Origin of the sequence: Mucilaginibacter sp., assembly GCF_039207105.1 — a bacterium.
In the GTDB taxonomy this organism is placed as follows: domain Bacteria; phylum Bacteroidota; class Bacteroidia; order Sphingobacteriales; family Sphingobacteriaceae; genus Mucilaginibacter.
Window position 1 is genome coordinate 32,922 of the sequence record NZ_JBCECK010000020.1, and the last position, 25,845, is coordinate 58,766.

At 43.9% G+C, this 25,845-nt stretch carries 23 protein-coding genes; 8 read left to right on the forward strand and 15 right to left on the reverse strand.

Features of this window, described 5'->3' with window-relative positions:
* Positions 1-10 precede the first annotated feature (10 nt).
* A complete protein-coding gene (locus tag AAGC65_RS06490; protein ID WP_343111610.1) occupies positions 11-1,492 on the forward strand; it encodes an MBOAT family O-acyltransferase in 1,482 nt (493 codons plus the stop codon).
* A gap of 66 nt (positions 1,493-1,558) precedes the next feature.
* On the opposite strand, the gene AAGC65_RS06495 is transcribed toward AAGC65_RS06490, so the two are convergent.
* The 5 genes from AAGC65_RS06495 to AAGC65_RS06515 form a co-directional block, all read right to left on the reverse strand.
* On the reverse strand, positions 1,559-2,755 hold the full coding sequence (locus tag AAGC65_RS06495) for an FN3 domain-containing metallophosphoesterase family protein (RefSeq protein ID WP_343111611.1): 1,197 nt from the start codon (positions 2,753-2,755) through the stop codon (positions 1,559-1,561).
* A gap of 75 nt (positions 2,756-2,830) precedes the next feature.
* Positions 2,831-4,276: a RagB/SusD family nutrient uptake outer membrane protein gene (locus AAGC65_RS06500; protein WP_343111612.1), complete on the reverse strand. Its 1,446-nt coding sequence runs from the start codon at positions 4,274-4,276 to the stop codon at positions 2,831-2,833.
* Between the two features lie 20 nt (positions 4,277-4,296).
* Complete coding sequence (locus AAGC65_RS06505) at positions 4,297-7,572, reverse strand: TonB-dependent receptor (RefSeq protein WP_343111613.1); 3,276 nt, start codon at positions 7,570-7,572, stop codon at positions 4,297-4,299.
* Between the two features lie 252 nt (positions 7,573-7,824).
* Positions 7,825-9,054 (reverse strand): FecR domain-containing protein, encoded by a 1,230-nt coding sequence (locus tag AAGC65_RS06510; RefSeq protein ID WP_343111614.1) that lies wholly within the window; start codon positions 9,052-9,054, stop codon positions 7,825-7,827.
* Positions 9,055-9,192: 138 nt separating this feature from the next.
* Positions 9,193-9,783, reverse strand: a complete 591-nt coding sequence (locus tag AAGC65_RS06515; RefSeq protein ID WP_343111615.1) for a sigma-70 family RNA polymerase sigma factor — start codon at positions 9,781-9,783, stop codon at positions 9,193-9,195.
* 133 nt (positions 9,784-9,916) lie between these two features.
* Here AAGC65_RS06515 and AAGC65_RS06520 point away from each other — a divergent pair, with 133 nt between their 5' ends.
* The 3 genes from AAGC65_RS06520 to AAGC65_RS06530 all read left to right on the forward strand — a co-directional run bounded on the left by AAGC65_RS06520 (position 9,917) and on the right by AAGC65_RS06530 (position 11,787).
* Positions 9,917-10,501, forward strand: a complete 585-nt coding sequence (locus AAGC65_RS06520) for a Crp/Fnr family transcriptional regulator (RefSeq protein WP_343111616.1) — start codon at positions 9,917-9,919, stop codon at positions 10,499-10,501.
* 105 nt (positions 10,502-10,606) lie between these two features.
* Positions 10,607-11,026, forward strand: a complete 420-nt coding sequence (locus AAGC65_RS06525; RefSeq protein ID WP_343111617.1) for an ABA4-like family protein — start codon at positions 10,607-10,609, stop codon at positions 11,024-11,026.
* Positions 11,023-11,787 carry a hypothetical protein gene (locus AAGC65_RS06530; protein ID WP_343111618.1) on the forward strand — a complete coding sequence of 255 codons (765 nt, stop codon included), beginning with the start codon at positions 11,023-11,025 and terminating at the stop codon, positions 11,785-11,787. Before AAGC65_RS06525 ends, AAGC65_RS06530 begins: the two co-directional genes overlap by 4 nt.
* A 71-nt stretch (positions 11,788-11,858) precedes the next feature.
* Here AAGC65_RS06530 and AAGC65_RS06535 read toward each other — a convergent pair whose 3' ends face one another.
* The 4 genes from AAGC65_RS06535 to AAGC65_RS06550 form a co-directional block, all read right to left on the reverse strand.
* Positions 11,859-13,673, reverse strand: a complete 1,815-nt coding sequence (locus AAGC65_RS06535) for a sugar-binding domain-containing protein (protein ID WP_343111619.1) — start codon at positions 13,671-13,673, stop codon at positions 11,859-11,861.
* A gap of 262 nt (positions 13,674-13,935) precedes the next feature.
* Positions 13,936-15,489 (reverse strand): FAD-dependent monooxygenase, encoded by a 1,554-nt coding sequence (locus AAGC65_RS06540; RefSeq protein ID WP_343111620.1) that lies wholly within the window; start codon positions 15,487-15,489, stop codon positions 13,936-13,938.
* A gap of 70 nt (positions 15,490-15,559) precedes the next feature.
* A complete protein-coding gene (locus tag AAGC65_RS06545; protein WP_343111621.1) occupies positions 15,560-16,351 on the reverse strand; it encodes a helix-turn-helix domain-containing protein in 792 nt (263 codons plus the stop codon).
* On the reverse strand, positions 16,352-16,852 hold the full coding sequence (locus tag AAGC65_RS06550; protein WP_343111622.1) for an endonuclease V: 501 nt from the start codon (positions 16,850-16,852) through the stop codon (positions 16,352-16,354).
* A 113-nt stretch (positions 16,853-16,965) separates the two neighbouring features.
* Here AAGC65_RS06550 and AAGC65_RS06555 point away from each other — a divergent pair, with 113 nt between their 5' ends.
* The gene (locus tag AAGC65_RS06555; RefSeq protein WP_343111623.1) at positions 16,966-18,312 is read left to right on the forward strand and encodes a HAMP domain-containing sensor histidine kinase; all 1,347 of its coding nucleotides are present in this window, start codon (positions 16,966-16,968) and stop codon (positions 18,310-18,312) included.
* On the opposite strand, the gene AAGC65_RS06560 is transcribed toward AAGC65_RS06555, so the two are convergent.
* From AAGC65_RS06560 to AAGC65_RS06580, 5 genes are all read right to left on the reverse strand, one after another.
* Positions 18,300-18,701, reverse strand: a complete 402-nt coding sequence (locus AAGC65_RS06560) for a DUF5655 domain-containing protein (RefSeq protein WP_343111624.1) — start codon at positions 18,699-18,701, stop codon at positions 18,300-18,302. The genes AAGC65_RS06555 and AAGC65_RS06560 overlap by 13 nt on opposite strands.
* Before the next feature lie 27 nt (positions 18,702-18,728).
* The gene (locus tag AAGC65_RS06565; RefSeq protein ID WP_343111625.1) at positions 18,729-19,631 is read right to left on the reverse strand and encodes a VOC family protein; all 903 of its coding nucleotides are present in this window, start codon (positions 19,629-19,631) and stop codon (positions 18,729-18,731) included.
* Positions 19,632-19,741: 110 nt separating this feature from the next.
* Positions 19,742-20,155: a VOC family protein gene (locus AAGC65_RS06570; protein ID WP_343111626.1), complete on the reverse strand. Its 414-nt coding sequence runs from the start codon at positions 20,153-20,155 to the stop codon at positions 19,742-19,744.
* Between the two features lie 80 nt (positions 20,156-20,235).
* Positions 20,236-21,744 (reverse strand): FAD-dependent monooxygenase, encoded by a 1,509-nt coding sequence (locus tag AAGC65_RS06575; RefSeq protein WP_343111627.1) that lies wholly within the window; start codon positions 21,742-21,744, stop codon positions 20,236-20,238.
* Position 21,745: 1 nt separating this feature from the next.
* Positions 21,746-22,129, reverse strand: a complete 384-nt coding sequence (locus tag AAGC65_RS06580; protein ID WP_343111628.1) for a helix-turn-helix domain-containing protein — start codon at positions 22,127-22,129, stop codon at positions 21,746-21,748.
* Positions 22,130-22,224: 95 nt separating this feature from the next.
* Between AAGC65_RS06580 and AAGC65_RS06585 the strand changes: the two genes are divergently transcribed.
* Complete coding sequence (locus AAGC65_RS06585) at positions 22,225-23,400, forward strand: MFS transporter (RefSeq protein WP_343111629.1); 1,176 nt, start codon at positions 22,225-22,227, stop codon at positions 23,398-23,400.
* A gap of 34 nt (positions 23,401-23,434) precedes the next feature.
* On the opposite strand, the gene AAGC65_RS06590 is transcribed toward AAGC65_RS06585, so the two are convergent.
* Positions 23,435-23,809, reverse strand: coding sequence for a helix-turn-helix domain-containing protein (locus tag AAGC65_RS06590; protein WP_343111630.1), 375 nt, complete (start codon positions 23,807-23,809; stop codon positions 23,435-23,437).
* A 115-nt stretch (positions 23,810-23,924) separates the two neighbouring features.
* On the opposite strand from AAGC65_RS06590, the gene AAGC65_RS06595 reads away from it, so the two are divergent.
* Positions 23,925-24,299 carry a DoxX family protein gene (locus AAGC65_RS06595; protein ID WP_343111631.1) on the forward strand — a complete coding sequence of 125 codons (375 nt, stop codon included), beginning with the start codon at positions 23,925-23,927 and terminating at the stop codon, positions 24,297-24,299.
* A gap of 363 nt (positions 24,300-24,662) precedes the next feature.
* Positions 24,663-25,709 (forward strand): LLM class flavin-dependent oxidoreductase, encoded by a 1,047-nt coding sequence (locus tag AAGC65_RS06600; protein WP_343111632.1) that lies wholly within the window; start codon positions 24,663-24,665, stop codon positions 25,707-25,709.
* Positions 25,710-25,845: the final 136 nt, after the last annotated feature.

Consider the following 25,845-nt stretch of genomic DNA (forward strand, 5'->3'; position numbering starts at 1 on the left):
CCCTTGAATCATGGTTTTTAATTCCTACACATTTATAGCATTTTTCATCATTATGCTGATACTGCATAACCTGCCATTTCCGTGGAGGGTTAAAAAGATCAATTTGCTATTGGCAAGCTATATATTTTACGCCGCCTGGAACCCTCCTTTTATTCTGCTGCTTTGGTTATCAACCATTGTTGACTTTTTTGTGGGCAAAGCTTTATATGTTCAGCCCAATAAGCATAAGCGGCATCTGCTCCTGGTGATCAGCCTTATTGGCAACCTGGGCATGCTGTGCTTTTTCAAATACGGAACTTTTTTGTTAGATAACTTTGTGATCATCTGCAACGCCCTCGGCTTTGATTATCACCCGGCGCACCCCAATATCATTTTACCAGCTGGCATATCCTTTTATACCTTTACTACGCTTTGCTATACGGTTGATATGTATAAACGGAAAAGCGAACCCGTTAAATCATTACTTGATTTTTCATTATTTGTTACCTTTTTCCCACACCTGGTTGCCGGGCCAATTGTAAGGCCGCCGCAATTGGTGCCGCAGTTTGAAACTCCGCGTAAGGCCAGCAGGCAGCAATTTACAAATGGGCTGTTATTGCTAACGCTTGGCCTGTTCATGAAAGTAGTACTGGCCGATTCGCTGTTATCCGCAACCGCCGACGCCGTATTTGGCTTTCCGGGCAAACTTGGCGCGTTGGATGCCTGGGCGGGTGTCCTGGCATTTTCTGGCCAGATATTTTTTGACTTTGCCGGGTATTCTACCGCCGCCATTGGGGTGGCCTTAACCCTCGGCTTTGTGTTGCCGCAAAACTTTTTATACCCTTACGCGGCTATTGGCTTTTCTGATTTTTGGCGCAGGTGGCATATCACACTATCATCCTGGCTACGCGATTACCTTTACATCCCTTTGGGCGGTAACCGGGAAGGTAATTTTAAAACCTATATCAATATCATGATCACCATGCTGATAGGGGGCCTGTGGCATGGCGCCAACTGGACCTTTGTTGCCTGGGGTGGTTTGCATGGTTTATATCTATGGGCTGAGCGGGCGCTCAACTATCATAAATCGTCCCCATCATCATTAATGGGCGGCTCACAAGAGCCGGTAATATCTACGGCCTCTATAGTTCCTGGACTATCCGGAGCCAAACACCATAATGGCTTTTTAAAAGCGCTGCTTACCTTTTTACTGGTTTGTATTACCTGGGTGTTTTTCCGGTCGGCCACTTTTGCCGGAGCCTGGCAATTATTAGGCGATATGTTTGGAGGGCAGGGAGGCAATCCGCCTTTGTTAACCACCATTGCCATTATTAAAGTTGGTGTGGTGATAACCCTAATGCTGATTTTTCACTGGATGATGCGCGACACTACGGTACTCAAAGTTGCCGGCAGAATCCCCACCTGGAGCGTTGCCGTGATATGGTCGGTTATGCTGATTCTGATCATTTTAAGTCAGGAATCAAGCCGGTCATTTATTTATTTTCAGTTTTAAAGATTCTTTAAATATCAAAAGCCTCTTATGATATCATGAGAGGCTTTTTAGTGATTTATACACGCATTAAACTTTAATTGATCCTACTAATTTTCCCCTGTCATCAATCATATCCAGTTTAAACGCCTCATGATCTGCGGTTACCCGCATAATAGTACGTTTAGTATCATTTGGGCCGCCGCCAATAACAACCGGGTAGTTATGCTCGCCTTTTACCGGAGGGTGTATGCCGTATACATGCGTATGGCCTGATATGAGAAGGTCGATATGGGCATCATTCAAAATATCGCCCCAAACCTTACGGCAATGCTGCGTACCGTGCCACTCGCCTGCATGGTACAGCGGGATGTGGCTAAACACTATCTTATATTTAGCTTTCTTAAACTCCTTTTTTTGGACTTCTTTTTTTAACCATACCGCTTGTTGCTCTCTATAATTATCAAAATCAACAATGCCGTAGTACTCCTTGCTGTCATCTGTTTTATCCTCACCCGAATCAAGTACTATCGCGTACATGGGGCCATACTGGAATGTGAAGTAAAACTTAGGCTCTTCGCTGTTAAAATACTCCGGCAGGTGTCTCGCAAACTTACCCCGTGTTTCGTGGTTTCCTCTTGAAAAAAAGAAAGGCACCGTTGCAAACAATCCGGCAAAGGGCTGTAACAAATGATTGACCAACTGATCTTCATCCGTTTGAAAATCAAACATATCGCCATTCAAAAAAACAAAGTCTTTTTTATCATCACCCTGATACTGCATCAATAGCGGAAATGATTCCGGATGGTCATGTATATCATTAAATATCAGGAACGATACCTTTTGGGCTTCATGATTTACGGTTTCAAAAGTATAAACATCACTCATATAGGTATCGCCATAGGTGATATTATAAGGCTTAAAATCGTCTATCTTTTTGGAGCAGATACGGTAAAAATAGGTTTTTCCGGGATGCAGGTCGCTAATAGTAATCGCGTTCACGGTATTGTATGCCTGTATCAGGCCATAATCAACACGCTGGGCCTTTTTATCCAGTTGCTCTTTACTGTCACCATACTCTACCCAGCTGTAGCAGGGTACATGGGTAAGCCAGCGTATGGTAATTTGATCTGTGCCCGGCGATTGCAGGTAGGGTCCGGCTTTAAGTATGCTTTTATCATCATTTAGCGGAAAACTGCTTAATGTAAACGGTTTTGCCGGGCAAACACCCGCCACGCTCAGAAGACCTAAGGATGATACAAACTTACGCCTGTTAATTGAATTCATATATCGTGATTATTGGTTTAATATATCAAGATTAATCAGGGTTTTACCAATGGCAAAACCCTGATTAAATAATATTTAGTATCCTGTATTTTGCGTTAATGCCGGGTCTTTTTGTATTTCGGCAGCAGGAATAGGGTAGCGCACATGAAAATCCTGAATGTTAGATGTCACAAATGGATCTTCAACAGCGGCAGCGGCTTTTACCGATGGTACAAGTTTACCCCAGCGGATTAAATCAAGCCTGCGCTGACCTTCGCCCACCAGTTCTTTTGCACGCTCTGCAAAAAGGTAATCGCGCATTTGCTGCTGGGTTGAGCTGGTCATGTTTGTTAAACCCGCACGTGCACGTACCAGGTTCACATTACTGATAGCTGTGGTCATATCATTATTTTCATTAGCAGCCTCGGCCAGCATCAGCAATACATCGGCATACCTGAAAACGTATACATCCATGCCTCCGTCGCTGTCAGATGGATAAGTCAGCCTCCAGAATTTTGGGCCCATCCACATGGTGATCTTTTGAACCGGATCAATTTTAAAAGGCGTGCCATTATAACTATCGGCCAGGATAGATGTCTTACGTTTGTCGGCCGCGTCAAAGCTGTTTACAAACCATTGGTAGGGGATAGGATAGCCATACCATGACCTGCCACTAAACGGCGACACACCCACTATATTATTAGGCTGGTACCAGGTATGGTGGTTATTACCATTTAAAACCGGCTCAAAATCAACCTCAAAAATAACTTCCGGACCAAACTCATTGGCATCTGTGAAAATATCCGCGTAGTTGGGTTGCAGGGTGTAGGTTTTGCTATCCACAATGGCCTGTGCCTCGTCCTGGGCCAGTTTCCATTGCTTTTGCCATAGATAAATTTTGGTTAGCAGTGTTTGCGCCGCGCCTTTTGTTGCCCGGCCTACATCGGCACCAGTATATTTTGCTGGTAGTGCTGCTTCTGCCTCTTTCAGGCTTTGCACCAGGTTAGCCCTGATCTGATCGGCAGATGTGCGGCCGAGGTTTTTTGTGGCATCAATGGTGTAGCTCTTTTCATCATAGTACACCACATCGCCAAATAGGCCGGTCAGATAATAGTAATATAATGACCTTAAGAATTTTGCCTCGCCTAATACCCTGGTTTTGGTGGCTGCGCTTATACCGTTAGACTTACTTACCTTATCAATAAAAAGATTAGCATTGTAAACGCCCTGGTACATGGTTGTCCAGATAGATGCTGTATAACCCGAATTTGAAGCGGTTAGCGTATAGCTGGGAACCACATCAATCAATGCCCGGATACGGCTAACATCCGTACCTTCATCAAGCCCCCGCCAAAGTGATTGCCCAAAGCCCCCAGCTGTAGCGAGCCATGAATACACACCGGTTGATCCCTGTATGGCCTCTGCATCTGTAGAGAAAAACTTATCGGTACTAATTTTATTTTTAGGGTTTTCTTCCAGCTGCTTGGAGCAACCAGCGCCTAATATGCTGATTGCGGTTAATATGATAAATATCTTTTTCATTGTGTTTTATTGATGGCGAATTAAAAATCAACTTTTAACCCAAGTACATAATTGCGGTTTTGTGGATAGTTGGTAGCATCGAACCCGCGCGAAACTGAACTCTTGGCATAGTAGTTAGTATCCGGATCATAATAAGGGTACTTGGTGATCACAAACAGGTTTGAGCTTGACGCGTAAACATTGATGTTTTTAAACCACCTTACATGAAACTTGCTGCCCGGAATGTTATAACCCAGCGTTACCGTTTTTAAACGCAGGTACGATCCGTTATAGATCCACCTGGTATTAGGCACATAATCGCGGGATAGTGTTGGAATGTTGGAGTTAGGATTTAACGGCGACCAACGGTTGACCATGTAAGCATAATTGTTTGATAACGGATCGCCCGAGGCATAAAAGGCGTCGGCAATGTTCATGATCTTATTACCGTATGAGAATGAGAAGTAGGTGCTTAACTGAAAGCCTTTATAACTGATGGTATTGTTTAATCCGCCAAAAAATTTCGGGTTCGAGTCGCCTATAACGCCATAATCATCAGTACCCAGTTTGCCATCACCGTTTTTATCTAAATACAATGCTTCGCCCAAAGTAGGCGTAGCATTTTTACCAACGACTCCCGGTACGGGGTCAAGTGTTTTCCTGGTACCGTAATAGGTTGCGCCATAAAATGTACCCACCGGCCCGCCTACGTTTAAACTGCTCACGTTACCAGCATAGGTTATGCTTTGTGTAAAAATTGAATTTACACCACCTAAATCCAGCACTTTATTTTTGTTGAAAGCAATGTTGAAAGATGATGTCCAGTTAAAGCTTTTTTTGTTAATGTTAACCGAGTTGATCATCACCTCAACACCTCTGTTGTTAATTGAGCCAATGTTGGTGGTTAAACTGCCATACCCGGTTTGAACAGGCAACTGCTCAGACAAAAGCAGATTACTGGTGTGTTTACTGTACCAGTCAACCTCAAAGCTCAGGCGGTCATGCAATACGCCAAATTCAACACCCGCGTCATACTGGCCGGTGGTTTCCCACTTCAGGCTCGGGTTGCCATAGTTACCCTGTATATAGCCCAGCGTATTATTATTACCCAATATGTACCGTGCCGTATTTAAGGTTTGCAGTGATTGGTATGGGCTGATACCCTGGTTACCTGTAACCCCATAACTCAGGCGAAATTTCAGGTTTGAAATAACATCCTGATTTTTCATAAAATCCTCGTCAGACGCGCGCCATGCAAATGCCGCAGCCGGGAACACCGCGTATTTTTTATTTACCGCAAAGTTTGATGCACCATCAACACGGCCGGTAAGGGTTAACAGATACCTATCATTAAAGCTATAATTGATACGACCCAGGTACGATACAATACCGTATTTGGTATAGCCAGAGCCTACACCAAATGTGGTTTGGTCTGTAGCGCCCAGGTTGTTATAGGTATAGGTATCGTTCGGGAATTTTGAGGATGAACCTGATAAGGTTTCCACCACATCGTTTTGGTAAGTCATACCCACCAGGGCGCTTATGCTGTGAACCTTGGCTATGGTTTTAGTATAGTTTAAGGTATTTTCGATTGTCCAGTTGGTGTGTTGCGCGGTAGAAACGCTTGCGGTTCCGCCTGTAGAGTTTACCTTTTCAACCGGCAATGAGCCCGGAGTATACACATTGTTTTTAGAGAAATCGAGCTGTACACCGAATGATGTTTTAAAAACCAGACCTTTAATTAAAGTCCACTCCACACCAAAATTACCTAAAACGTTATTCCTGTTGGTGGTGTTGGTTTTTAGGGTGGCCTGGGCCAGCGGGTTATCCAGGTTGCCTGAGTTTACCTCGCGTTTAACCGAAAAGTCGCCATTGGGCAAATACGCTGGCATAGATGGAGCAACACCCAATGCCGATGAATAATAATCTAACCCACCTAATGATGCCGGGTTATTTCGGGTAAGTGAATTTCCAATGTTTAATGTAGTATTAATTTTAACCGTGGGTAATACCTGCCTGCTAAAATTCGATCGGAACTGATAACGGCGATAGCCTGAGTTTAAAATAATACCCTCCTGATCTGTATAGTTTGCAGAAACCAGATAGGTTGATCTGTTATCGCCTCCGGATGCCTGCATGGTAATGCTGCTGATAGGGGCAACCCGGGTTATTTCTTTCTGCCAATCGGTATTGGCCACAGAATCAACATTTTTATAATACGGAGCTTTTTTTTGCGAGATGTACTGCTCATTAACCAAAGCGGCGTATTGCGGGCCTGTCATCATAGGAATTTCATGCGGCAATTGCTGAAAGCCCGAATAGGAGTTGATCGTGATATGGTCTTTTCCTGCTTTTCCGGCCTTGGTGTTAATGATAATAACGCCGTTTGCACCGCGCGCGCCATATATAGCGGTTGATGAGGCATCCTTTAAAACGTCAATGGATTCCACATCCTCCGGATTCAGCAAACTGGTATTAAAATCGGTTCCGGCAATAATACCGTCAACCACATACAAAGGCTCATTGGTAGCATTAATAGAGTTTCCGCCACGGATGCGCACAGATACCCCATCTCCCGGTTGCCCGCTTATAGAAGTAACCTGCAAGCCGGGAGCTTTACCCTGCAACATTTGCTCAATGCTGATGATGGGCGTGTTTTCAAAAGTCTCGCCTTTAATAGTGGAGACTGCGCCGGTAAGGTCTTTCCTTCGTACGTTTCCGTAGCCTATAACCACAACCTGGTTCAGACCGGTTATATCTTCCAACAGTTTTACATCAATGTTGGTATGCTGATTTACGGCTATCTCCTGGCTCACAAAACCCAGAAAGCTATATACCAGGGTACCTGAATTATCGGGCAGGTTTATGGTGTAATTTCCGGCCTGGTCTGTTACCGTTTCTACGCTTGATGATCCTTTAAGCTTTACGGTTACACCCGGCAATGGCTGACCTTTGTTATCCGTTACCTTACCCGTAACCGGCGCAATGATATTCGCGCTTTCCTTAACAGGTTCAGTAGCCACACGTTCTTTATTTTTAATAATGATCATGTGTTCATAAATGGTATAACTCAGGGGCTGATCTTTAAGGATGGTACTCAAAGCCTGCTGTAGTGTAGCGTTGTTCAGGTGTACTGATACTTTTATGTTTTGCAGCAGGCTGCCTTTGTAAAAAAAGTCGTACCCGCTTTGTTTTTCAATGCTCGAAAATACTTTAGCCAACGAGGCGTTGTTTTCTGAAAGCGATATTTGCTGCGCATAGCTCCGGGCCGAGGCCTGCACGCAAAATACGGTTAGCATAATAATGACGAGTTTCATAACCATAAAAGGTTTAGATGTTATAAGCCGCTTAAAATAAGCCGCCTTAAAACATAAGTTTAAATTCATATTTTTGTAAAAAGGGGTTAATAAGTCTAAAAAATGTTCACGCGTTTTAATTGACATTGCCTATCATTTTGCCGGAAGTGTTGCAAGCGCTTCCGGTTTTTTTACAGGCAACCAATGGGTTTTCTGTTGTTGTTTCTGTCTATAAGATCCTTTCTTTAAGCTTTAATGATTGTTATTTAATGTTTATGGCATTACGATCAGTTTCCTGTCTTCAATTCTGAAATGCACATCGCCCAGCTCCAGCACTTTTAACACTTTTGAAAGATTAGCCCTACGTTCTATCTTCCCAAAAAACACATCGTTGGGCACATTACCTTCATACACTATCTCTATGTTGTACCATCGGGAAAGCTGACGCATCAACGAGTGCAGATCGGTATTATCAAACCTGAACACGCCATCTTTCCAGGCTGTAGCCAGGTCTGTATCTACCTGTGCTATCTCGATATTGCCGGTGCCAACTTTGATTCTGCCTTGTTGTCCGGGTTTTAACAAAGCTGTCGCTCCCTGATGATCTAACTTTACCGCGCCTTGTACAAGGGTTGTTTTTACCGCTGTTTCGTCAGGATAGGCGTTTACATTGAAATGGGTTCCCAGATCATGTATCTGAACTCCCGCGGCATCCACACTAAAAGGCTGTTTGGCGTTATGTACTACTTCAAAATAGGCTTCGCCGGTTAAGATTACCTTACGCTCGCTGCCCGAAAAAGCTGTAGGGAAGGTTATCGACGAGGCCGCATTCAGCCAGACCTTGGTACCATCGGGCAGGGTTACCTGATATTGGCCACCACGCGGCGTTTCAATGATATTTAATTCGGGCTTGGTGCCGTTTTGCGTATTGCCAGTAACCGTATAAACCAACTGACCATTGCTGGCTTTGCTGATCACCATTCCGGATTGTTTGGCAATTTGTCCGTTTGAGGCATCATCCAAATCAATCTTAGTACCGTTATTCAGCGTGAGGATAGCCTGATTTTTACCGGCCTGAATATCTTTTTGTTTGTTTTTAACCAGTTGCACGGGCACAGGTTGCTTTTTGAGCATTAAATAACCGCCAGCAACGATAAATAATAAAACGGCGGCGGCAGCGGCAAAACGGACAAACACCGGGAGCTTCCGTTTATTAATCACATTATTGTTTTCATCCAAAAACTCAGATTCATCTGCCGGATGTTGTTCCAACACCTTCTTCCGGCGTGCAAACAGTTCTTTGGCTTTGACACTTTGTTCTTCGCTTAGCAAATGATGAGGCTTATCATTTAAATTATTCCAGGCCTCTTTTAAGCATGATTCTATGTACTCATGGTCTATATCCATAGACAAGTACAGGTCGATCAGATGTTCCTCTTGTGGCAAACATTCGTTGTTATAATACCTGATCATTACTTCGCGCGAAGGCCTTTCCATTTTCATTTAGCAGGACTTTAACAGTGTCCCTCGCATATAACAATGCGAAAACTAAAGGCAACAACTAAGCAAACCGGAAATTTAATATCGAATTAACCCTGCGTTAATGATGAGGTGGAAAAATTCAAGACTTTATTAGTTGGCTTAACTGAGTAACAGCGCAGCACTACTGGTAATGAGCACCACAACAACAGCATCGGGATAACTCTGTAATTCTTTACGGATAATTTTAAGGGAGGAGGTAATATGGTTATTGATGGTATTTACCGAAAGGCCCGTATGATCAGCGATTTCCTGCTGGCTCATTTGCTCATCACGGCTTAACAGAAAAACCTCGCGCTGTTTAGGGGTAAGTTTATTAAGTGCTGCCTGGTATTGTAACTGCAGATCTCTTAATGAAAATTCCGGATGATCAACTGAACCCAGATTTTGCAGCGGTATCCCATCTATAGTTTCGGTCAGTAATATTTTTTTCCTGGAAAGCCCGGAGATCTCCTGCCGCAGAATACCAAACAAATAAGTATCCAGATCGCGGATATCCTGAATGCGGTTTTTAAGCTGCCACACCTTTAACAGCACATTCATCACCAGTTCTTCGGCATCATCGGTATTTTTCACCAGGTTTAAAGCGGCGGATAATAAACGCGGATAGTAATAGTCAAAAATGTTTGTATACGATTCCTCATCACCATTGATCCAGGCATCGATGAATACATTAACATTTTCTTTGGTCATCACGAAGTACCGATATGCCCGCAATAATATTGTTTATACATTAGGGGAGTATTAAGTAATTGTAACAATGTTCATTAGTAAAATAGCGTAAGGCAAGCCATGCCTTCATAGTTATTATGCTGTATATTTGAATATGTACGAAGTTATCACCCAATCGTTACGTACCCTGGTTGATTTTACCGACGAAGAGCTTTTTTTATTTATGCAAAAGCTTAAACCGGTGAGCCTCAAAAAACATGCTTTTTATTTAAAAGAAGGCCAGGTTTGTAAGGCCATGACCGTAGTGTATAAAGGCGGCTTACGCTATTTTTCGAGAGGTGAAAAAGGTGATTATACCATCGGGTTCGCCTTTGAGGGGGAGTGGATAGGCGATTATGAAAGCTTTCTGTTACAGGCGCCATCGCCGGATTTTATTGAAGCTCTTGATGATTGCGAACTTTTTACGCTGAACTATTCCGACATGCAGGCTCTGTACCAGCACAGCCAGCGTTTTGAACGTTTTGGCCGCCTCATGGCCGAAAAATTGTTTATTGATACCGCCAAAAGCAAACGTAACTTAATGCTTCAATCGGCCGAAGAGCGATATCTGGAATTACTGACTAACCAACCTCATATTTTTGAAAGACTACCCCAGCACTTAATTGCATCATACCTGGGCATCCAACCCCAAAGCCTCAGCCGTATTAGGGCTAAGGTTGCCGGTATCAAATTAACATAGGTTAATAAAACACCTTCCTTTCTTAACTCCATAACATTTTTAAACGTTGCTAATCAGGCCAATTTTGTATTGCGCATTTACACGCGTCATCAAAATAAAAATGATATGGCTCCGGCACAGATATTTTCAATTGTTAGTACCATCGCTGCTTTGCAGTGGGTGCTGTTAATCATATTTCCTAAATGGCAGGTGACACAATGGCTCATTCGCAATCGTGTTGTTCCATTGTTGCTTTCGGTTATTTACTGCGTATACATTACCGGCTTTTTTAGTATTCAGGGAGGTGGCTTTAACTCCATACAGGAAGTACGCCGCCTTTTTGCTGATGATGGCTTGTTGTTAGCTGGCTGGGTACATTACCTCGCCTTTGATCTGCTCATCGGCTTTTCTATCCTTAAATCGGCACAGGAAAAAGCCATATCCCATTGGCTGATTATTCCCTGTCTGTTATTAACCTTTATGTTCGGCCCGGTTGGTTACCTGCTTTACCAGGCCATTCAAAAAATCAAAACAATTAACATATGAAAACCTTATTTGCCCGTATCCAGAATATTAGCCCGGCTCTGTATTATTGCGGCGTAGCGCATTTAGTATTATTTGTGCTCCTGATCATTGTTGCGCAATTTGATCACCGCCAGCTGATGGGCATTAACCTGTGGACCAAGCCCATTAAATTTGCCATATCCATTGCTATATATTGTTTAACCTGGCCGCTTTTTTTGCAGTACTTCCCATTTGAGCAACTAAAACGAAGATTTGCCCGGTTCACCGCATTTGCCATGACCTTTGAAATGGTAGCTATCGCTTCACAAGCCGCAAGGGGACAATTATCACACTACAATACTTCGGGTATTTATAATCCGCTCCTGTTTAGCGCGATGGGTATTGTGATTGTTTCACAAACTTTTTTTGCGCTGTATATGGGTATCCGCTTTTTTAGAGTGAAACCGGTGCAAATAAGTCCGGCTTTGTTATGGGCCATCAGGCTGGGAATAATTATTGCGTGCTTTTTTTCGTTGGAGGGTGGTTTAATGGCCTCGCGTTTGGCACATACAGTTGGCGCTGCCGATGGCGGCCCGGGTCTGCCATTTTTTAACTGGAGCCGCATTGCCGGCGATTTACGGATAGCCCACTTTATGGGTCTGCATGCCCTGCAAATAGTCCCTCTGTTTGTTATTATCAGCGGAACGAAAAACGCCAGACCAGCCATTGTTTTTTCATTCGCTTTTTTTGTTGGTGTATCTCTGTTGCTCACTAACGCTATGTTAGGCCGGCCATTATTTTAACGAAGATACCTATTAAGCAAAAAGCCTCAGACCAAAAGATCTGAGGCTTTTTAAATTTGATGAGCAGCTAACTACGGCTTCATTTTGAAGCTCTCTTTAATAACAGCTTCGTTTACCGCCTTAACCCTGTCCATTTCCATTTTTTCAACAGCCCTGTCATAAGTAAGCATGCCATTTACCTCGTGCTCCACATCGGTTGTTTGCGTGTAGATGGCTACGCTCAGTCCTTTGTATTTCATTAGCTGTTCTACTTCATCCAGCAAAAACACGTACCGGTCTGTTAGCCTGGCCTTGGTGGGTTCATACGCATAAGCGTTGTTAGCTACCGGCCACATATGGTCGCGCACAAATAAGCCAACACCGCCAAACTCGCCCAATGAGGCTGCCCGGTGCTCATCGGGTACCGAAGCGCCATACGGGCCTACGTAAATATGTGTATCTACATAGTCGCCGTTTTTCGGATCGCCGTAAGCTTTTTGATAGCTGGGGTTATTGTTAAAACCCGAGTTACCATTAACCAATCTTGATGGATCGTATTGTTTAACCCAATCGGTTATATTCTTCACATCAAACGCGCCCCAGTTTTCATTAAAAGGAACCCAGGTAATGATGGATGGCGAATTATAATGTTGATCAATAAGTGTTTTTAACTCTTTCCTGAATTGAGTCCTGGTTTTGGTGGTATCCTCATTTTGATACCATATTGCCGGCATATCCTGCCAAACCAATAAACCCAATTTATCGGCCCAATAGTAAAAACGCTGAGGCTCGGTTTTCATGTGCTTTCTGATCAGGTTAAATCCGGCGTTTTTGGTAAATTGGATATCAAACTTAAGGGCCTCTTCTGTAGGGGCGGTCAATATGCCATCGGGCCAGTAGCCCTGATCGAGCAGTCCTAATTGCATCATGAACTTACCATTGATCAACGGCCTGTTAACTCCATTAACCTTACCCAGTTTAATATCGCGCATACCGAAATAGCTTTTTACTTTATCAGTAACCTTGCCATGAGCATCTTCCAGGCTGATGGTAAGGTCGTACAGAAAAGGGCTATCCGGCGACCATAGTTTTGGCGATTTTATAGGAAGATAAAAAGATGTTCCATTGGCTGCTTTTGCCTCAGCAACCACGCTGTTTCCATCAAGAGCTGTAGCCGTTACCTTTCCTTCGCCTTTGGTGTTTACCAATACTTTTAAGCGATTATTAGCCAGGTCGGGTAGTAAGCGGATATTCTCGATGTATGTTTTGCTTACGGGCTCTAACCATACGGTTTGCCATATTCCTGAGCAGAAGGTATAATCGCCGCGCGGGCCATTTTTACCTGACGGTACGCGGCCATCATTTAAATCCTGAACGGCAACAACCAGTGTATTCTTACCTTTGTTTAAATAAGGTGTAATATCAAAGCTAAAGCCATCATAACTACCGGCGTGGCTACCGGCTTTATGCCCGTTTACAAACAGGGTTGCATGATGGGCCACCGCGTCAAAGTGAATGATTACCTGTTTGTTTTTCCAATCCGCAGGAATCTCAACACTACGACGGTACCACATATTGATCTCCTGTTTCCGCTGAATACCTGATATTACCGATTCCGGGCAATAGGGAACAAGTATTTGTTCGATCTTACCGTCAAAGGCAATAGCTTTTTCCGGGTCAAGCGCGTTAGCGACGTCTTTACCACCACGATAATCCCATTTACCATTCAGGCACAGCCAATCGTTGCGTTGCAACTGCGGTCTGGGGTATTCAGGAAAAGGAACAGCGGCATCGGCGGCCGTTTTTGTCCATTGCGTAGGCAGGGCAGCTACCTGGGCAAATAGATTTGAACAATTAGCAATAAATAAGAGCAAAAATAGTGCAGGGATGATGCGGTTTTTATTCATGAGTATGGGTTTGTTGGAGGATAGCCCCATAAGTATTCAGAAGAAAAAAACGGTTGTCATTTCGACGAGGAACGAGGAGAAATCTTATACAAGCAGTAAATCTGCGGGCATATTATATAAGATTTCTCTTTTGCACTATCACACATTCCATCCCTCGCTCTATCGAAATGACAACTCTGGTATTTTCTTTTTAAGGAACACCAATGAGGATGCCCAAACATATAAAAATAAATTTATTCAGGAGGTTTTGCTTACCCAGAATTCATATCGTAACGCCAACAAACCACCGATCCATCGCCTTTTGGAGTTGATCACGATCAGGATTGCTATCAGTTGCCCAAGCTATGATGCCATCCGGGCGTACCAGCACGGCATTTAAACCCAATTGTTCTTTTGCACAGCCAGGAACATATTTGATCTGATCGCCGTAATTAGCAGCCAGGGCTTTAAGCGTGATGTTGCTTTCAAAATCAATCAGCAGCCCCTGCCCATTGTGCATGAGCTCGCCAATTTTTGAACCATCTTCCAGCTCAAAGTTCGGCACGCTTCGGCCCACTAAAGGATGATATCCGCCGAGATCGTACTGGATGTTAATACCCCAAATCCTTGATGCCATGTAAGTGGCACCATCTGGCGTATTGATCAAATCATGGATGATGGCATTCAGCGCACGGGCATGCGGATTAGGTTTCATGATCTCCACTTGTGCACGAGACCAATCCAGCACCTGAGCTCCAATGGGGTACCGCTCATTATAATAGCTATCTAACAAGTCATCGGGAGCTTTTTCGTGAATGGTCGCGGCAAGTTTCCAACCCAGGTTCATAGCATCGCCCAGGCCAAGGTTAAGACCCTGGCCTCCCAGCGGAGCATGAATGTGGGCGGCATCACCGGCTAAAAGTACCCGTCCGTTACGATAGGCTGTCGCCTGGCGGGCACGGTCGGTCCAGGTGGTGGCTGCATGCAGGGCACTGATGGTAACGTCGGTGTTGGATACGTAACGCAGCACACCCTGCAAATGTTCAAGCGTAATGGGCTTTCCAGAATTATGAAATGCCCCGTTATCAAAATCCTGTATCACAACATAACCGGGCTGCGATTGAATGTACATCCCTGTTGACGTCACGACTCGTCCCGGACTGAGCTTTTGGGGATCAGCAATATCTACTTTAGCGGTATAGCCGGTAAATTCCGGTTCGGTGCCGGCAAAATCAAACCCGCCCACTTTACGCACAACACTCCGGCTTCCGTCGCAACCTACCAGCCACTGAGCTTGAAACGATAGATCGCCCGATTGAACGGTAACTCCATTATCGGTTTGCGTAAAACCAGTAACGGAAACACCATGCCTGATCTGTACGCCCAAAGTTTCTGCACGGCGGGTCAAAACGGTTTCCAATTCTTCCATTTCAGAAATTAAACTGGTTTCCGTTGAACCAGGCAAACGATACATCCATTGCGTGGTATCTACATCACCCTCATGAAAGGGTATACCTGCAAAATGTCCCACTTGCCGGCGCGGCCCCTGTATAGCGTTTAGGTGAGGATTTTTCAATCGCTTACGGATCTCGAGTTCTTGCAACAGGCCCCGGCGGTAAAGCGCCTCGATGGTAGGAGCAGAGAGGCCTCGTATGCCGAAAGGGAGTTGTTTCAAAGGAGAGTATGCATCATTCGCCTTTTCCAGTATCAGTACCGAGCATTTGGCCAGGGCCAGTTCGCAGGCGAGGAATAATCCGACAGGTCCGGCACCAGAAATGATGGCATTGTAAATAGGTTGATCTTGTATGGCTTTATTATTTTCAATTGTAGCTTTCATATTAAATAAATTGAGCTACAAAACTCCGGATAGCTCCGGTTTCAGGATTGTACAAACACGACAAAATTGCTTAAATCCTGCGGCCCAATCCCTGCCGTGCTTTTCGGGCAAAGGCGGCCGGTGTGGTACCGCTGTACCGCTTAAACTCCCTGCTCAGATGCGATTGATCGGCATATCCCAGGTCATGAGCCAGGCCGGCAAGATTACAATCCGGATAGAGCCATAAATAGTTACGCGCCTGTTCAAAACGTATGAGGGCCGACACATCTTTAACCGTATGGCCGGAAGATTGTTTAAAGTTTCGCTCCAATGTACGCACGGTGGCATGGGCCGCCGCTGCAACCTCACTTACCGGCATGGTTCCGTTTGCCTTGCGCATGGCAACTCCTGCCTTAAACAGCATACTGCTGGGATCGATTTGCGAGTGAGCTTTCAGAAGATATTGTTTCACCAAAGCCAGCGCTTCACTTATGTTGCCGGCTAAGACCAGGCTTTTTAATTCGGGTTGAAGCAAGACTATAGAGTGCCCTGATAGGCGAGCCTTGTTTTTACCGGCCGGCAATCCGAGCAGATCAAACACCGCCCAGGGATAACATCTGATGGCGATGATCTCAAAACGGCCTTGGGTATAAAAAATAGCTGGCTGATGAAGCAGCTCCATCATAAATGGTGATTCCAATACCTGTAAGCTCCCCTTGTTAGCAATACTTAAATCATCTCCGAAATGAAAAATAATTTCAACGTAGCCATCCGGCTGTACCTCAAAACTCGATTGTACTTCTCCAAAATCCTGCCTGTTATGCCAAAAACATTTAATGGCATCTCTCAGCTCTTCGGGAGGTTCAAATTCTTGATGATGCATTTAAGGTTGCTTAGTTATCTGATCAAGATTTTTTAATATATCCGGTATTCTAAAGTTACCCTTCATAGCTTTGACCAAACGGGTTGCCTCATTAACATCAATACCTATTGAAGAAATATATAATGGATTTAAACTTTCGCCTCGCCTCAACTCGTTAACGGTTTCCTTATTTCTATAAAACGATGTTTTGGCAACACCAATAATTGGCACTTTTTCTAATAATGCTTCCCATAGTTTACCGCCCAATCCATACTGCATATTATTATCAACATAAACGTAGCCGTCAACTATGATAGCATCAACTAAATTTAAATCAATCTTTTCAAGCAGTTTTAAGATACAGGGCAACTCCCGTTTATAAAATTCTCCGGGTATATATTCCGCGGCATCATCAATTATTTCCACTATCACCTGCTGATTGGCGGCGTCATCCCAATTAAATAAAACCGCTACAGCTTTGGCATCATTACTTCTGTAATAAACATCTATAGCTAATATCATCGTAAAAATTAAGCAGGTAAATTAGATAAAAAATTAGCTCTTACCATACCCACATTAATGCAATTTATTTATTTACAACATTAAATTATTAATTTTAACCGCAGCTATTGGCTATGGTAAAAAAAATAAACGAGCTTTGGGGTAAGCTAATAGGTTGTTTTTCCGATTTTCCGTTAGAAGGCAGAATATTTCATTCTATCAGTCTCGGTGTAACTGTACTGGCCATTTTTTATGTTCCTTATAATTTTTTTGCCGGTCTTTATGTAGCTTCCCTATCCAGCTTTCTGTTAAGTTTATTTTTTTTATACCAGTATTATAACTCACGATTTAAACGCAAACCGCACAACAGTCTTTTATTTGGTATTACGGGCATCATTGTTTTTTCTGTTAATTATTTCGCTAATTCAGGCATTAATGGCTCAACTGATATTATATGGCCTGCTTACCTGCTTTTAGTATTCGCGATTTCTCCTTACCGGCAGCAACTGCCCTGGCTTATAGCTTACATCGGCTGTTTTCTGACTTTGCACGTAATAGCATATTATAATCCGGCTTTAGTTAAACATCCGTTTACCGCAGGCAGGGGGGAGCTGATAGACAGGATCACAGCTTTTCCGCTACCCGTTATCGCGATCTATATTGTTATTAAATATATCCGCCAAAGTTATAACAGAGAACGTATTGCCGTAGAGGAAAAGGCTATAGCCATAGAAGCGCAAAACCGGCATATATCACTTCAAAAAGAGCAACTTGAAAAAAGCGATGCCGAAAAGAATAAGCTAATGTCTATCATATCGCACGATATGCGCACGCCGCTTATCAATATACAGAACTACCTGCAGCTGCTTAACGAGAATGAACTGGACAGCGCATTGCGCGCCACCATTGAGCCAGAGCTATTGGCAGCCACCAACAGCACAATGGATATGCTTACCAATTTGTTGCTGTGGTCTAAATCGCAAATGGAGGGGCCCGCGGTTGATCTGGCGCCGGCAAACCTGCTTGACATCATCAAAAGCACCCTTGATATGGGCAAAACACAAGCTAATAACAAGCTCATAGTACTGACGTATGAAATTGATCCGGAGCTGGTAGTTATGGCTGACAGAAATATGCTGCAACTGGTGCTGCGCAACCTGATCAGTAATGCCATTAAGTTTACCCCAAATGGCGGAACGATCAATATAGACGCGCAATTGGTGCAGCACGAATGTAAAATAACGGTTAATGATAATGGCAAGGGCATAGTGCATACTCAACAGAAAAAAATATTTTCTATTAATACCGAGCCTGACTTTGGCACCAATAATGAAAAAGGAGTTGGCCTGGGCCTGCCTTTATGTAAAGAATTTATTGAACGCCAGGGCGGCAGGATTGGTTTTGAAAGTACCCCGGGCCAAGGCTCCAGCTTTTTTATTTTTATACCGGCCGAGACGATATTTACTGATCATAATAATTGATAGGATTCCCGCATATAGCGAAATAAAGCAGGCTGCAGATCATCCAGCAATGCAATACGGATATGGTTCTCAAACTTATTGCCCAATGCTACACTTTTTAAAAAGGGTTTTTCCGGGTGTGCAACTTCAGAATAAAATTTCAGATCCAATTCCTTTTTCATTGGCCGCACCACCAGGAAGGTTAGCCGCCTGGTGAAAACAATGCAATTTGGCGTAGTTCCTACCAATACCTCATCCCAATCCGCAACTTCTGCCAGAATCCTATCAAATACCAGCACCAGTTCTGGTGGCCGGCCCGCAAATAAACTATCAAGGCTAACCCGTGCGCAATAATGCGGTTGCGCCGGTTTAGGGAGTTCCCGATCACATTTCGGACAAATCCAGCTCATTGGTGATCTATTTTTTCAATGAATTGATCATTCACCGTTATATGCTTTCTGCAAGGTTTCAATGTCTGTTTTTGTCATGGTCATAAAAGTTTGTGTAACCCGCTCAACCTGTTGAGGAGTTCCATTTTTAAGCGCATCAAACATCACTGTGGCCGCCACCTGCCAGGATACGCCGTATTTGTCCTTTAACCAACCGCACTGTCCGGCTTCGCCACCAGCGGTGAGCGCCGACCAGTAATAATCAATCTCCTCCTGGGTTTCACATGGGATTAATAGTGACACAGCATCGTTAAATCTGAAACCATGCTGATGCGCGCTATCCATAGCGGCCAGCCAGGTTTGATCAATATAATAATCTGCGTACATGAGCGTGCCTGCTTTATCCGGCCCCATATCTTCCGGACGTGGCGCAGTGGTACCACGTTTGCTATCTTTAAATACTGAACAGTAAAAGTCAATTGCCTCATCAGCCTTACCAGCCATCGGTTCGGTAAACAGCAATGTTGGAACAATCACAGGCCGTTCCTCTCCTTCTGGATTAGTCAGGATCAACTGCCAGGACACACCATATTTATCCTCAATCCACCCGTAACGTTTACTGAAAGGGTAGCTATCCAATGGCATTAGTACTTTACCGTTTTCACTTAACTTATTCCAAATTTCATCAATATGTTGGGCAGCATCTGGGTCACGCGAGGGGTCAAAATTTACCATAAATGATATGGATGGATTGATGCCCATCTTGTGCCCGGCACTGATACCCAGGAATGATTGCCCGGCAATAGTAAACTCAACTACTTCACATTCGCCGCCTGGCATTGGAAAACGGGTGGAATAATTGACTACTGAATCGGGCATAAATGATGCGTAAAATTCAGCTGCTTGTTTTGCATCCTGGTCGAACCAGAGGTGTGGTTTTATAGGTAACATAAGTAAATAATTTAGGTGGTGATGTAGACATTAAAAACTCGCAGGCGTTAATTGTTTGATATATTAATTATTCCTGCTAAAATTTGCTCAGCTTTTTGAAGCTACAACTTTTAAGCCATATGCTCCGGCATGCCATCGGGGTTCATCCATACATATTCCCAGTGGTGGCCATCAAGATCGTCAAAGCTATGCTGATACATAAAGCCATAGTCGCTGGCCGGGTTAGGTACTGTAGCGCCCGCAGCCACTGCTTTGTCTACCATTTCGTTAACTTCATCTTTACTATCGGCAGATAAACAAACCGAACACTCTATCGATTTATGAGCATCAACAATTGGTTTTTCAGTAAAGGTCTGGAAAAAAGTTTCTGTCAGCAGCATGATGTAAATGGTATCGCTGATGATCATGCAGGTTGCTTTCTCGTCGGTAAATTTCGGGTTAAATGTGTAACCAAGTTTGGTAAAAAATGCTACAGATCTGTTGAGATCTTTAACCGATAGGTTCACAAAAATTTGAGTTGCCATAAGTGTTTTCTGATTTAGTTTACTCAAAGGTACAGTAATGCCACCTACGTTCAAATGCCTGAAAACGACAAATTAAGGGGCTAATTGCGACCTGTATTATTACTGAGAAAACTATCTAAATACTCAACCAACTCTTCGTTAAAACCATAAGGAGCGATCATACCGATGTGGCCATCGGGCCTGATGACATACATATTTTGGGTATCGCCGAAGTATGCAGCAGGTTCGCTATTTAATAAAATGGTTTTAACCGCATCATTGAATCTTAAGCTTAATAGCTGTGTCAGTTCATGATCTTCGGTAAATAGCACAACCGAAAAATGTGTGCCCCGATAAAAATCAGATAACCAGCTTCCGCTTGATAACAACATATCAGGCGAGCGATCTCCGGCATGCAATGCTTTACTGTTTTTAGCGATATCGACACTTAAGGAGCTTGAACGGTAGTTGAGATCCAATTGGGTGGTATCTCTTGATCCCATTTTTTGCAACCTGCCGTTACCTCCTGATTTAATGGAATCTGCTGTTATTTTCTGCCGTTGCGAACTCGTTTTCAAAGTCCAGGCGGCAATAGGCCGTCGTTCTTCCTCGTAAGTATTCAAAAGTGACTCACCTACAGATTGTTGTAATACAAGTGCCAGCTTCCAGCCTAAGTTATAGGCATCTTGAATCCCGGTGTTCATGCCTAAACCACCAGCTATGGTATGTGCATGGGCGGCATCGCCGGCAATAAAAACCCGGCCTTCGCGGTAACGGTTAGCCATGCGTACATTTACCCTATATAATGATGCCCAGGTTTCGTTTTTAAGAACAACGTTAGTCATCCCCGTGCGCTCTGCAAATAGTTTCCGGAAAACACCCAGGCCGGGCTCTGCCAGATCACCTGCAGCATCCGGAACGGCAACCGCTTGTACCTGCCAGCTATCGGTGCCTTTAAACGGGCACAAAGCATAGGCAAATCCCAGTTCGGGGCTTAGCCATATATGCCAGGCATCCGGTACAAGGCCTTCAATTTCCACATCTCCCACATACATCTTTTCATCTTCATGCGTTTCTCCCTCAAATGTTATCCCGGCCATTTTCCGAACCGTACTCTTTCCGCCGTCACATCCCACCAGGTAGGCACAAGTCAGCTTTTCATTACCAATATCACTACGGAGTAATGCAATAACATGTTGATCGTCATGATCAAAGCTTAACAGTTCGGTACCGGTTTCTATTTCAATACCAAAGGTTTTCAATTTACCTCTCAGTATTTCTTCTACTTTCCACTGGGGTAATATCAGCCCTTGCGGAAAGCGTGTATCAGACCTTAAAAATACTTCCCGTCTGATATCTCCTATGAGTTCAGCTCCATTATATTGCCGGATAATCAGGTCGCTTATCCCCGCTTCCGCAAACGCATCGGCAAGGCCCAGATCATTCATGATTTCCAGACTACGGGGTTGTATGCCCTTGGCTCTCGATCCACGGTGATATTGCGGAGCCTTATCAATTATTCTGACATTGATGCCCCTGCGCACCAGTTCACAAGCCAGGGTTAGCCCTGTTGGCCCGGCGCCAACGATCAATACCGGCAAATTTTCCATATTACTCTTTCACAGGTTCCGGGAATCTATTGTCACCTACTTTTTCCCGGTGTAGTTCACCCCAATCTGACATGGCATCCAGCATCGGCCCCATAGTTCTGCCTAATTCGGTCAAGCGGTATTCAACACGGGGAGGTACTTCCGGATAAACGATGCGCTCAATCACCTTATCCTCTTCCAGCTCTCTGAGCTGAGCTACCAGCATTCGTTCAGAAATTCCTTCAATAGATTTTTTTAACTCGCCATAACGCATGGTGGCATTGTTCAGCTTATAAAGGATCGCCGGCTTCCAGCGGCCTCCGATAATGTTTAAAGCCCGGCCCATACCACAATTATCATTAATGAGCTTCTCATTAAAAGCGTTCGTAGATGTAATTTTTCGCATTTCTTACATTTTTGTTAGTACTTGACAATTTTATCAGTACATACAAAATTATAAAATACAACTTAAATTTGTTCAAGAAAAGAATAAAAAAAGAAATGAAAAAGTCAATATACATCATGGCCCTGGGCGCTTTCGGTATCATTACAACCGAATTTGGTGTTATCGGTATTCTGCCCTCTATAGCACGTGATCTGCATATCACCATTGAAAGGGCTGGTTGGCTGTTAAGTGGTTTTGCACTTACCATAGCTATCACCGGCCCATTCGCGATGCTCGCTACATCACGCGTCAACAGACGTACCACAATGGCGTTTGTTCTTGCCCTATTTGTGTTATCAAATTTATTTTCGGCTCTGGCCAATAACTTTACCATGCTCATGATCGCCAGGATAATTCCGGCGGTATTACACCCGGTATTCTGGTCGGTATCTACCGTTGCAGCAGCTCGCCAGGTTGCTCCGGAGCAATCATCCAGAGCTGTGGCTGTGATCATGGCTGGTTTAAGTGTTGCTACGGTAGTGGGCGTTCCGATGGCTACCTATGTAACAGACCTGGCGGGCTGGCGCTATTCGTTCGTATTATCCGGCATTATTAACCTGGTAGCTTTTATAGCACTGCTGATCAGTGTACCCTCTATGCCGGTTAGTGAAAATGTAAGCCTGAAAGCACAGCTAAATGGTTTAAAAAGCAGGCAACTGTGGGTAAACCTTACGGCTACCGTTCTGATGCTGGCTGGCATGTTTTCAAGTTACAGTTATCTGGCCGATTTTCTGGAAAAGATAACCCGGATGAATGGCGTACAGATCAGTGTAATGCTGCTAATATTCGGCGCTGCGGGAATAGCAGGCAACTGGCTTACCGGTATTTTAATGAGCAGGAACGCGCTGCTTACTACCCGCGTTTTCCTGATATCGCTGGCTATGGTAAATGTTTTGACATTCAGCTTTGGCGGATGGTTTGCGCCCATGACAGGTATCATCGCGCTTTGGGGATTTATACATACAGGCGGATTTCTGATATCAAATTTGAGGACAACAGCCGAAGCGCCCGATGCCCCGGAACTCGCTGCCAGCTTAATGGTGTCTTTCGGAAACGCAGGGGTAACCATAGGCACTATTCTCGGCGGCCTGGTGATCGCAAATTGGGGTACCCGGGATATTACCCTTTTGAGTATCCTGCTACTGGGCGGTACACTGGTACTCAGTTTTGTCAGGTTTGCCGATGCCAAAAGCGGTAGTAAAACAGCAGTAAAACCAGCTCTTGCACATTAATTAATAAAGGCCTCTAATCAGAAAAGCGATGAATCTATATCAATGGTTTCGTAATCTCCCTGAGTTTTGCCTCTCCCCACTCATCCATCAAGAAAAGGATCTGTTTAAGGGAACAGGCCAAACCGGTTGCTTCGTACTCAACTTTGGGTGGCACCTGTTGAAGAACAACGCGTTTAACCAGACCATCTGTTTCCAGTTCTTTAAGTTTTGCAGCAAGAACTTTTTCAGACACACCGGCGCAGGCGAGCTTTTCTTTGATCTCAACATACCTCAATCGCTTTTCATTAAGCAGGAATGCCAGGATATTGATTTTCCAGCGTCCGGAGATCCGCGACAAGGTATAGGTTATACCACAGTTCGTATTTAAATAATTTTTGTTTATGCTATTTGTTGAATTTTCTTTTCTCATAATCGGGTTAGCTTACTTTTAGATTAGCCACCTACAATTTGGTAAGTACTTCTTTATAAGAAGAATAGGAACTAATTTCAATTTTATAAAAACTTAATTTAATAATCTTAATATCATGGAAACCTTCAAAAAAGTAGCCTACTGGCTTTTACTCATTTACTATATTTATGTATTCGGTTACGCATCACTTGAAAAAGTATTTCATACCAAATCAATGATGGACGGCATGAATTTCCTGGGCTTTAATTATTTCTGGACCACAATGATCGGTTACGGCGAATTGGGTGGCTGGCTTATTGTTCTTTTCGGTTTGTATAAGGCCGAATTCAGAAACCTGGGCATGTTGCTATTGTTCCCATTTGCCGTTGGTGCCTTCACATCGCATATGGCTCACCACGAGTTCAGCCACTATTTCAACGCGTTGTATGTTACCGTAACCACCCCGATCATGCTTTACCTTGATAAAAATTTCAGAATCATCATCAAATGATCCTGAAATAATCTCTTTTCTTTTTCATTGCTTTTGGTCTGTTAAATAGCCTCGGTAATTAGGGGCTATTTAGCAAATCAAAGCAACCATCTGTATAAGCTTAGTGTTTTTAAATATTCTTTAATGGCATTTTGTCTTTAGTGATACAAGAGCTAAAAGATTGCAATATAACAGGTTGTGAGTCATTAAAAAATTAAGGTGCCTTAAGTTTTTGCACGAGCAATGATTCATTAGTTTATGACAAAGTTTCTCTCAAAAGGCTTCCTATTTTCACGCCATTGGCATTCAAGGATAAAACATTAAATCAATACAGGAAATTTCAAGCCCACTTCGGGTATTTAAAAAATATTATTCATAAAATTTATGGAAATAGGAATTGACAGCTTTGCTGTAATAGCATCGCACCAATCATCGCCAGCTAAGGTTTTAAATGAACTGCTGGAACGGATTGTATTGGCAGATGAGGCCGGCCTTTCTGTTTTTGGAATAGGCGAACATCATCGTAAAGAATATCTGGATTCTGCCCACACCATGATCCTTGCTGCCGCGGCAGCCAGAACAAAAAACATCCGGCTCATGAGCGCGGTAACCGTTTTGAGCGCGGCCGACCCGGTTAGGGTATTCCAGGCGTTTTCAACACTTGATCTGTTGTCAGAAGGAAGGGCCGAAATAGTTGCAGGTCGAGGATCTTCCGTTGAAGCATTCCCTCTTTTTGGTCATCGCCTGGAAGATTATGACGCGCTTTTTGCAGAAAAACTCGACCTCCTGCTTCAAATCATCCAGAATGAAAAGGTTACCTGGTCAGGTAAATTCAGGGCCCCACTTGAAAACCAAAGTATTTACCCCAGGCCGTATCAGGAGCAATTACCAGTTTGGCTGGGAGCTGGCGGCAGTCCCGGATCATTTGTCAGAGCCGGGCAACTCGGGCTTCCATTGATGGTCTCCATCATCGGCGGCGATACTGCACGCTTCCGGCCATTGGTTGATCTGTACAGGCTTGCCGGTAAAGAAGCCGGCTATCAGCCGCAAGATTTAAAAGTGGCTATGCACTCGTTAGGTTATGTTGGAAAAACCACCCAGGAGGCAGTAAATGAATATTTCCCCGGCTATGCAAAGGTTTTCACGGCAATGGGCCGTGAAAGAGGCTGGGCACCGGTTACCAGGGCTTCTTTCGATGCGGTATCAGGCCCCAACGGCGCTATTATAGTGGGAAGCCCGGAGCAGACTGCCGAAAAAATACTGCAGCATAGCGAGGCATTAGGTGGTTTATCAAGGGTAACTTTCCAGATGGATAACGCCGAACTTACCCACATGCAGCTCATGAAAAGCATTGAACTGATAGGCGAAAAGCTTATTCCGATAGTTAACAGTTACAGCAGCGTTGAAAGTAAGGAACTTACTGCCAAATGAGCTTAATATTTGATAACAGGAACCGTTGAAAAATCAAAAACCCTCATAAAAGCCAAGTATAGCTATTTATGAGGGTTTTTAGTAGCGGGAGCAGGACTCGAACCTACGACCTTCGGGTTATGAGCCCGACGAGCTA

Coding starts and splice junctions, on each gene's coding strand:
- AAGC65_RS06490 (WP_343111610.1), top strand. CDS start 11: ATGGTTTTTAATTCCTACACATTTATAGCATTTTTCATCATTATGCTG.
- AAGC65_RS06495 (WP_343111611.1), bottom strand. CDS start 2,755: ATGAATTCAATTAACAGGCGTAAGTTTGTATCATCCTTAGGTCTTCTG.
- AAGC65_RS06500 (WP_343111612.1), bottom strand. CDS start 4,276: ATGAAAAAGATATTTATCATATTAACCGCAATCAGCATATTAGGCGCT.
- AAGC65_RS06505 (WP_343111613.1), bottom strand. CDS start 7,572: ATGAAACTCGTCATTATTATGCTAACCGTATTTTGCGTGCAGGCCTCG.
- AAGC65_RS06510 (WP_343111614.1), bottom strand. CDS start 9,054: ATGAAAATGGAAAGGCCTTCGCGCGAAGTAATGATCAGGTATTATAAC.
- AAGC65_RS06515 (WP_343111615.1), bottom strand. CDS start 9,783: ATGACCAAAGAAAATGTTAATGTATTCATCGATGCCTGGATCAATGGT.
- AAGC65_RS06520 (WP_343111616.1), top strand. CDS start 9,917: ATGTACGAAGTTATCACCCAATCGTTACGTACCCTGGTTGATTTTACC.
- AAGC65_RS06525 (WP_343111617.1), top strand. CDS start 10,607: ATGGCTCCGGCACAGATATTTTCAATTGTTAGTACCATCGCTGCTTTG.
- AAGC65_RS06530 (WP_343111618.1), top strand. CDS start 11,023: ATGAAAACCTTATTTGCCCGTATCCAGAATATTAGCCCGGCTCTGTAT.
- AAGC65_RS06535 (WP_343111619.1), bottom strand. CDS start 13,673: ATGAATAAAAACCGCATCATCCCTGCACTATTTTTGCTCTTATTTATT.
- AAGC65_RS06540 (WP_343111620.1), bottom strand. CDS start 15,489: ATGAAAGCTACAATTGAAAATAATAAAGCCATACAAGATCAACCTATT.
- AAGC65_RS06545 (WP_343111621.1), bottom strand. CDS start 16,351: ATGCATCATCAAGAATTTGAACCTCCCGAAGAGCTGAGAGATGCCATT.
- AAGC65_RS06550 (WP_343111622.1), bottom strand. CDS start 16,852: ATGATATTAGCTATAGATGTTTATTACAGAAGTAATGATGCCAAAGCT.
- AAGC65_RS06555 (WP_343111623.1), top strand. CDS start 16,966: ATGGTAAAAAAAATAAACGAGCTTTGGGGTAAGCTAATAGGTTGTTTT.
- AAGC65_RS06560 (WP_343111624.1), bottom strand. CDS start 18,701: ATGAGCTGGATTTGTCCGAAATGTGATCGGGAACTCCCTAAACCGGCG.
- AAGC65_RS06565 (WP_343111625.1), bottom strand. CDS start 19,631: ATGTTACCTATAAAACCACACCTCTGGTTCGACCAGGATGCAAAACAA.
- AAGC65_RS06570 (WP_343111626.1), bottom strand. CDS start 20,155: ATGGCAACTCAAATTTTTGTGAACCTATCGGTTAAAGATCTCAACAGA.
- AAGC65_RS06575 (WP_343111627.1), bottom strand. CDS start 21,744: ATGGAAAATTTGCCGGTATTGATCGTTGGCGCCGGGCCAACAGGGCTA.
- AAGC65_RS06580 (WP_343111628.1), bottom strand. CDS start 22,129: ATGCGAAAAATTACATCTACGAACGCTTTTAATGAGAAGCTCATTAAT.
- AAGC65_RS06585 (WP_343111629.1), top strand. CDS start 22,225: ATGAAAAAGTCAATATACATCATGGCCCTGGGCGCTTTCGGTATCATT.
- AAGC65_RS06590 (WP_343111630.1), bottom strand. CDS start 23,809: ATGAGAAAAGAAAATTCAACAAATAGCATAAACAAAAATTATTTAAAT.
- AAGC65_RS06595 (WP_343111631.1), top strand. CDS start 23,925: ATGGAAACCTTCAAAAAAGTAGCCTACTGGCTTTTACTCATTTACTAT.
- AAGC65_RS06600 (WP_343111632.1), top strand. CDS start 24,663: ATGGAAATAGGAATTGACAGCTTTGCTGTAATAGCATCGCACCAATCA.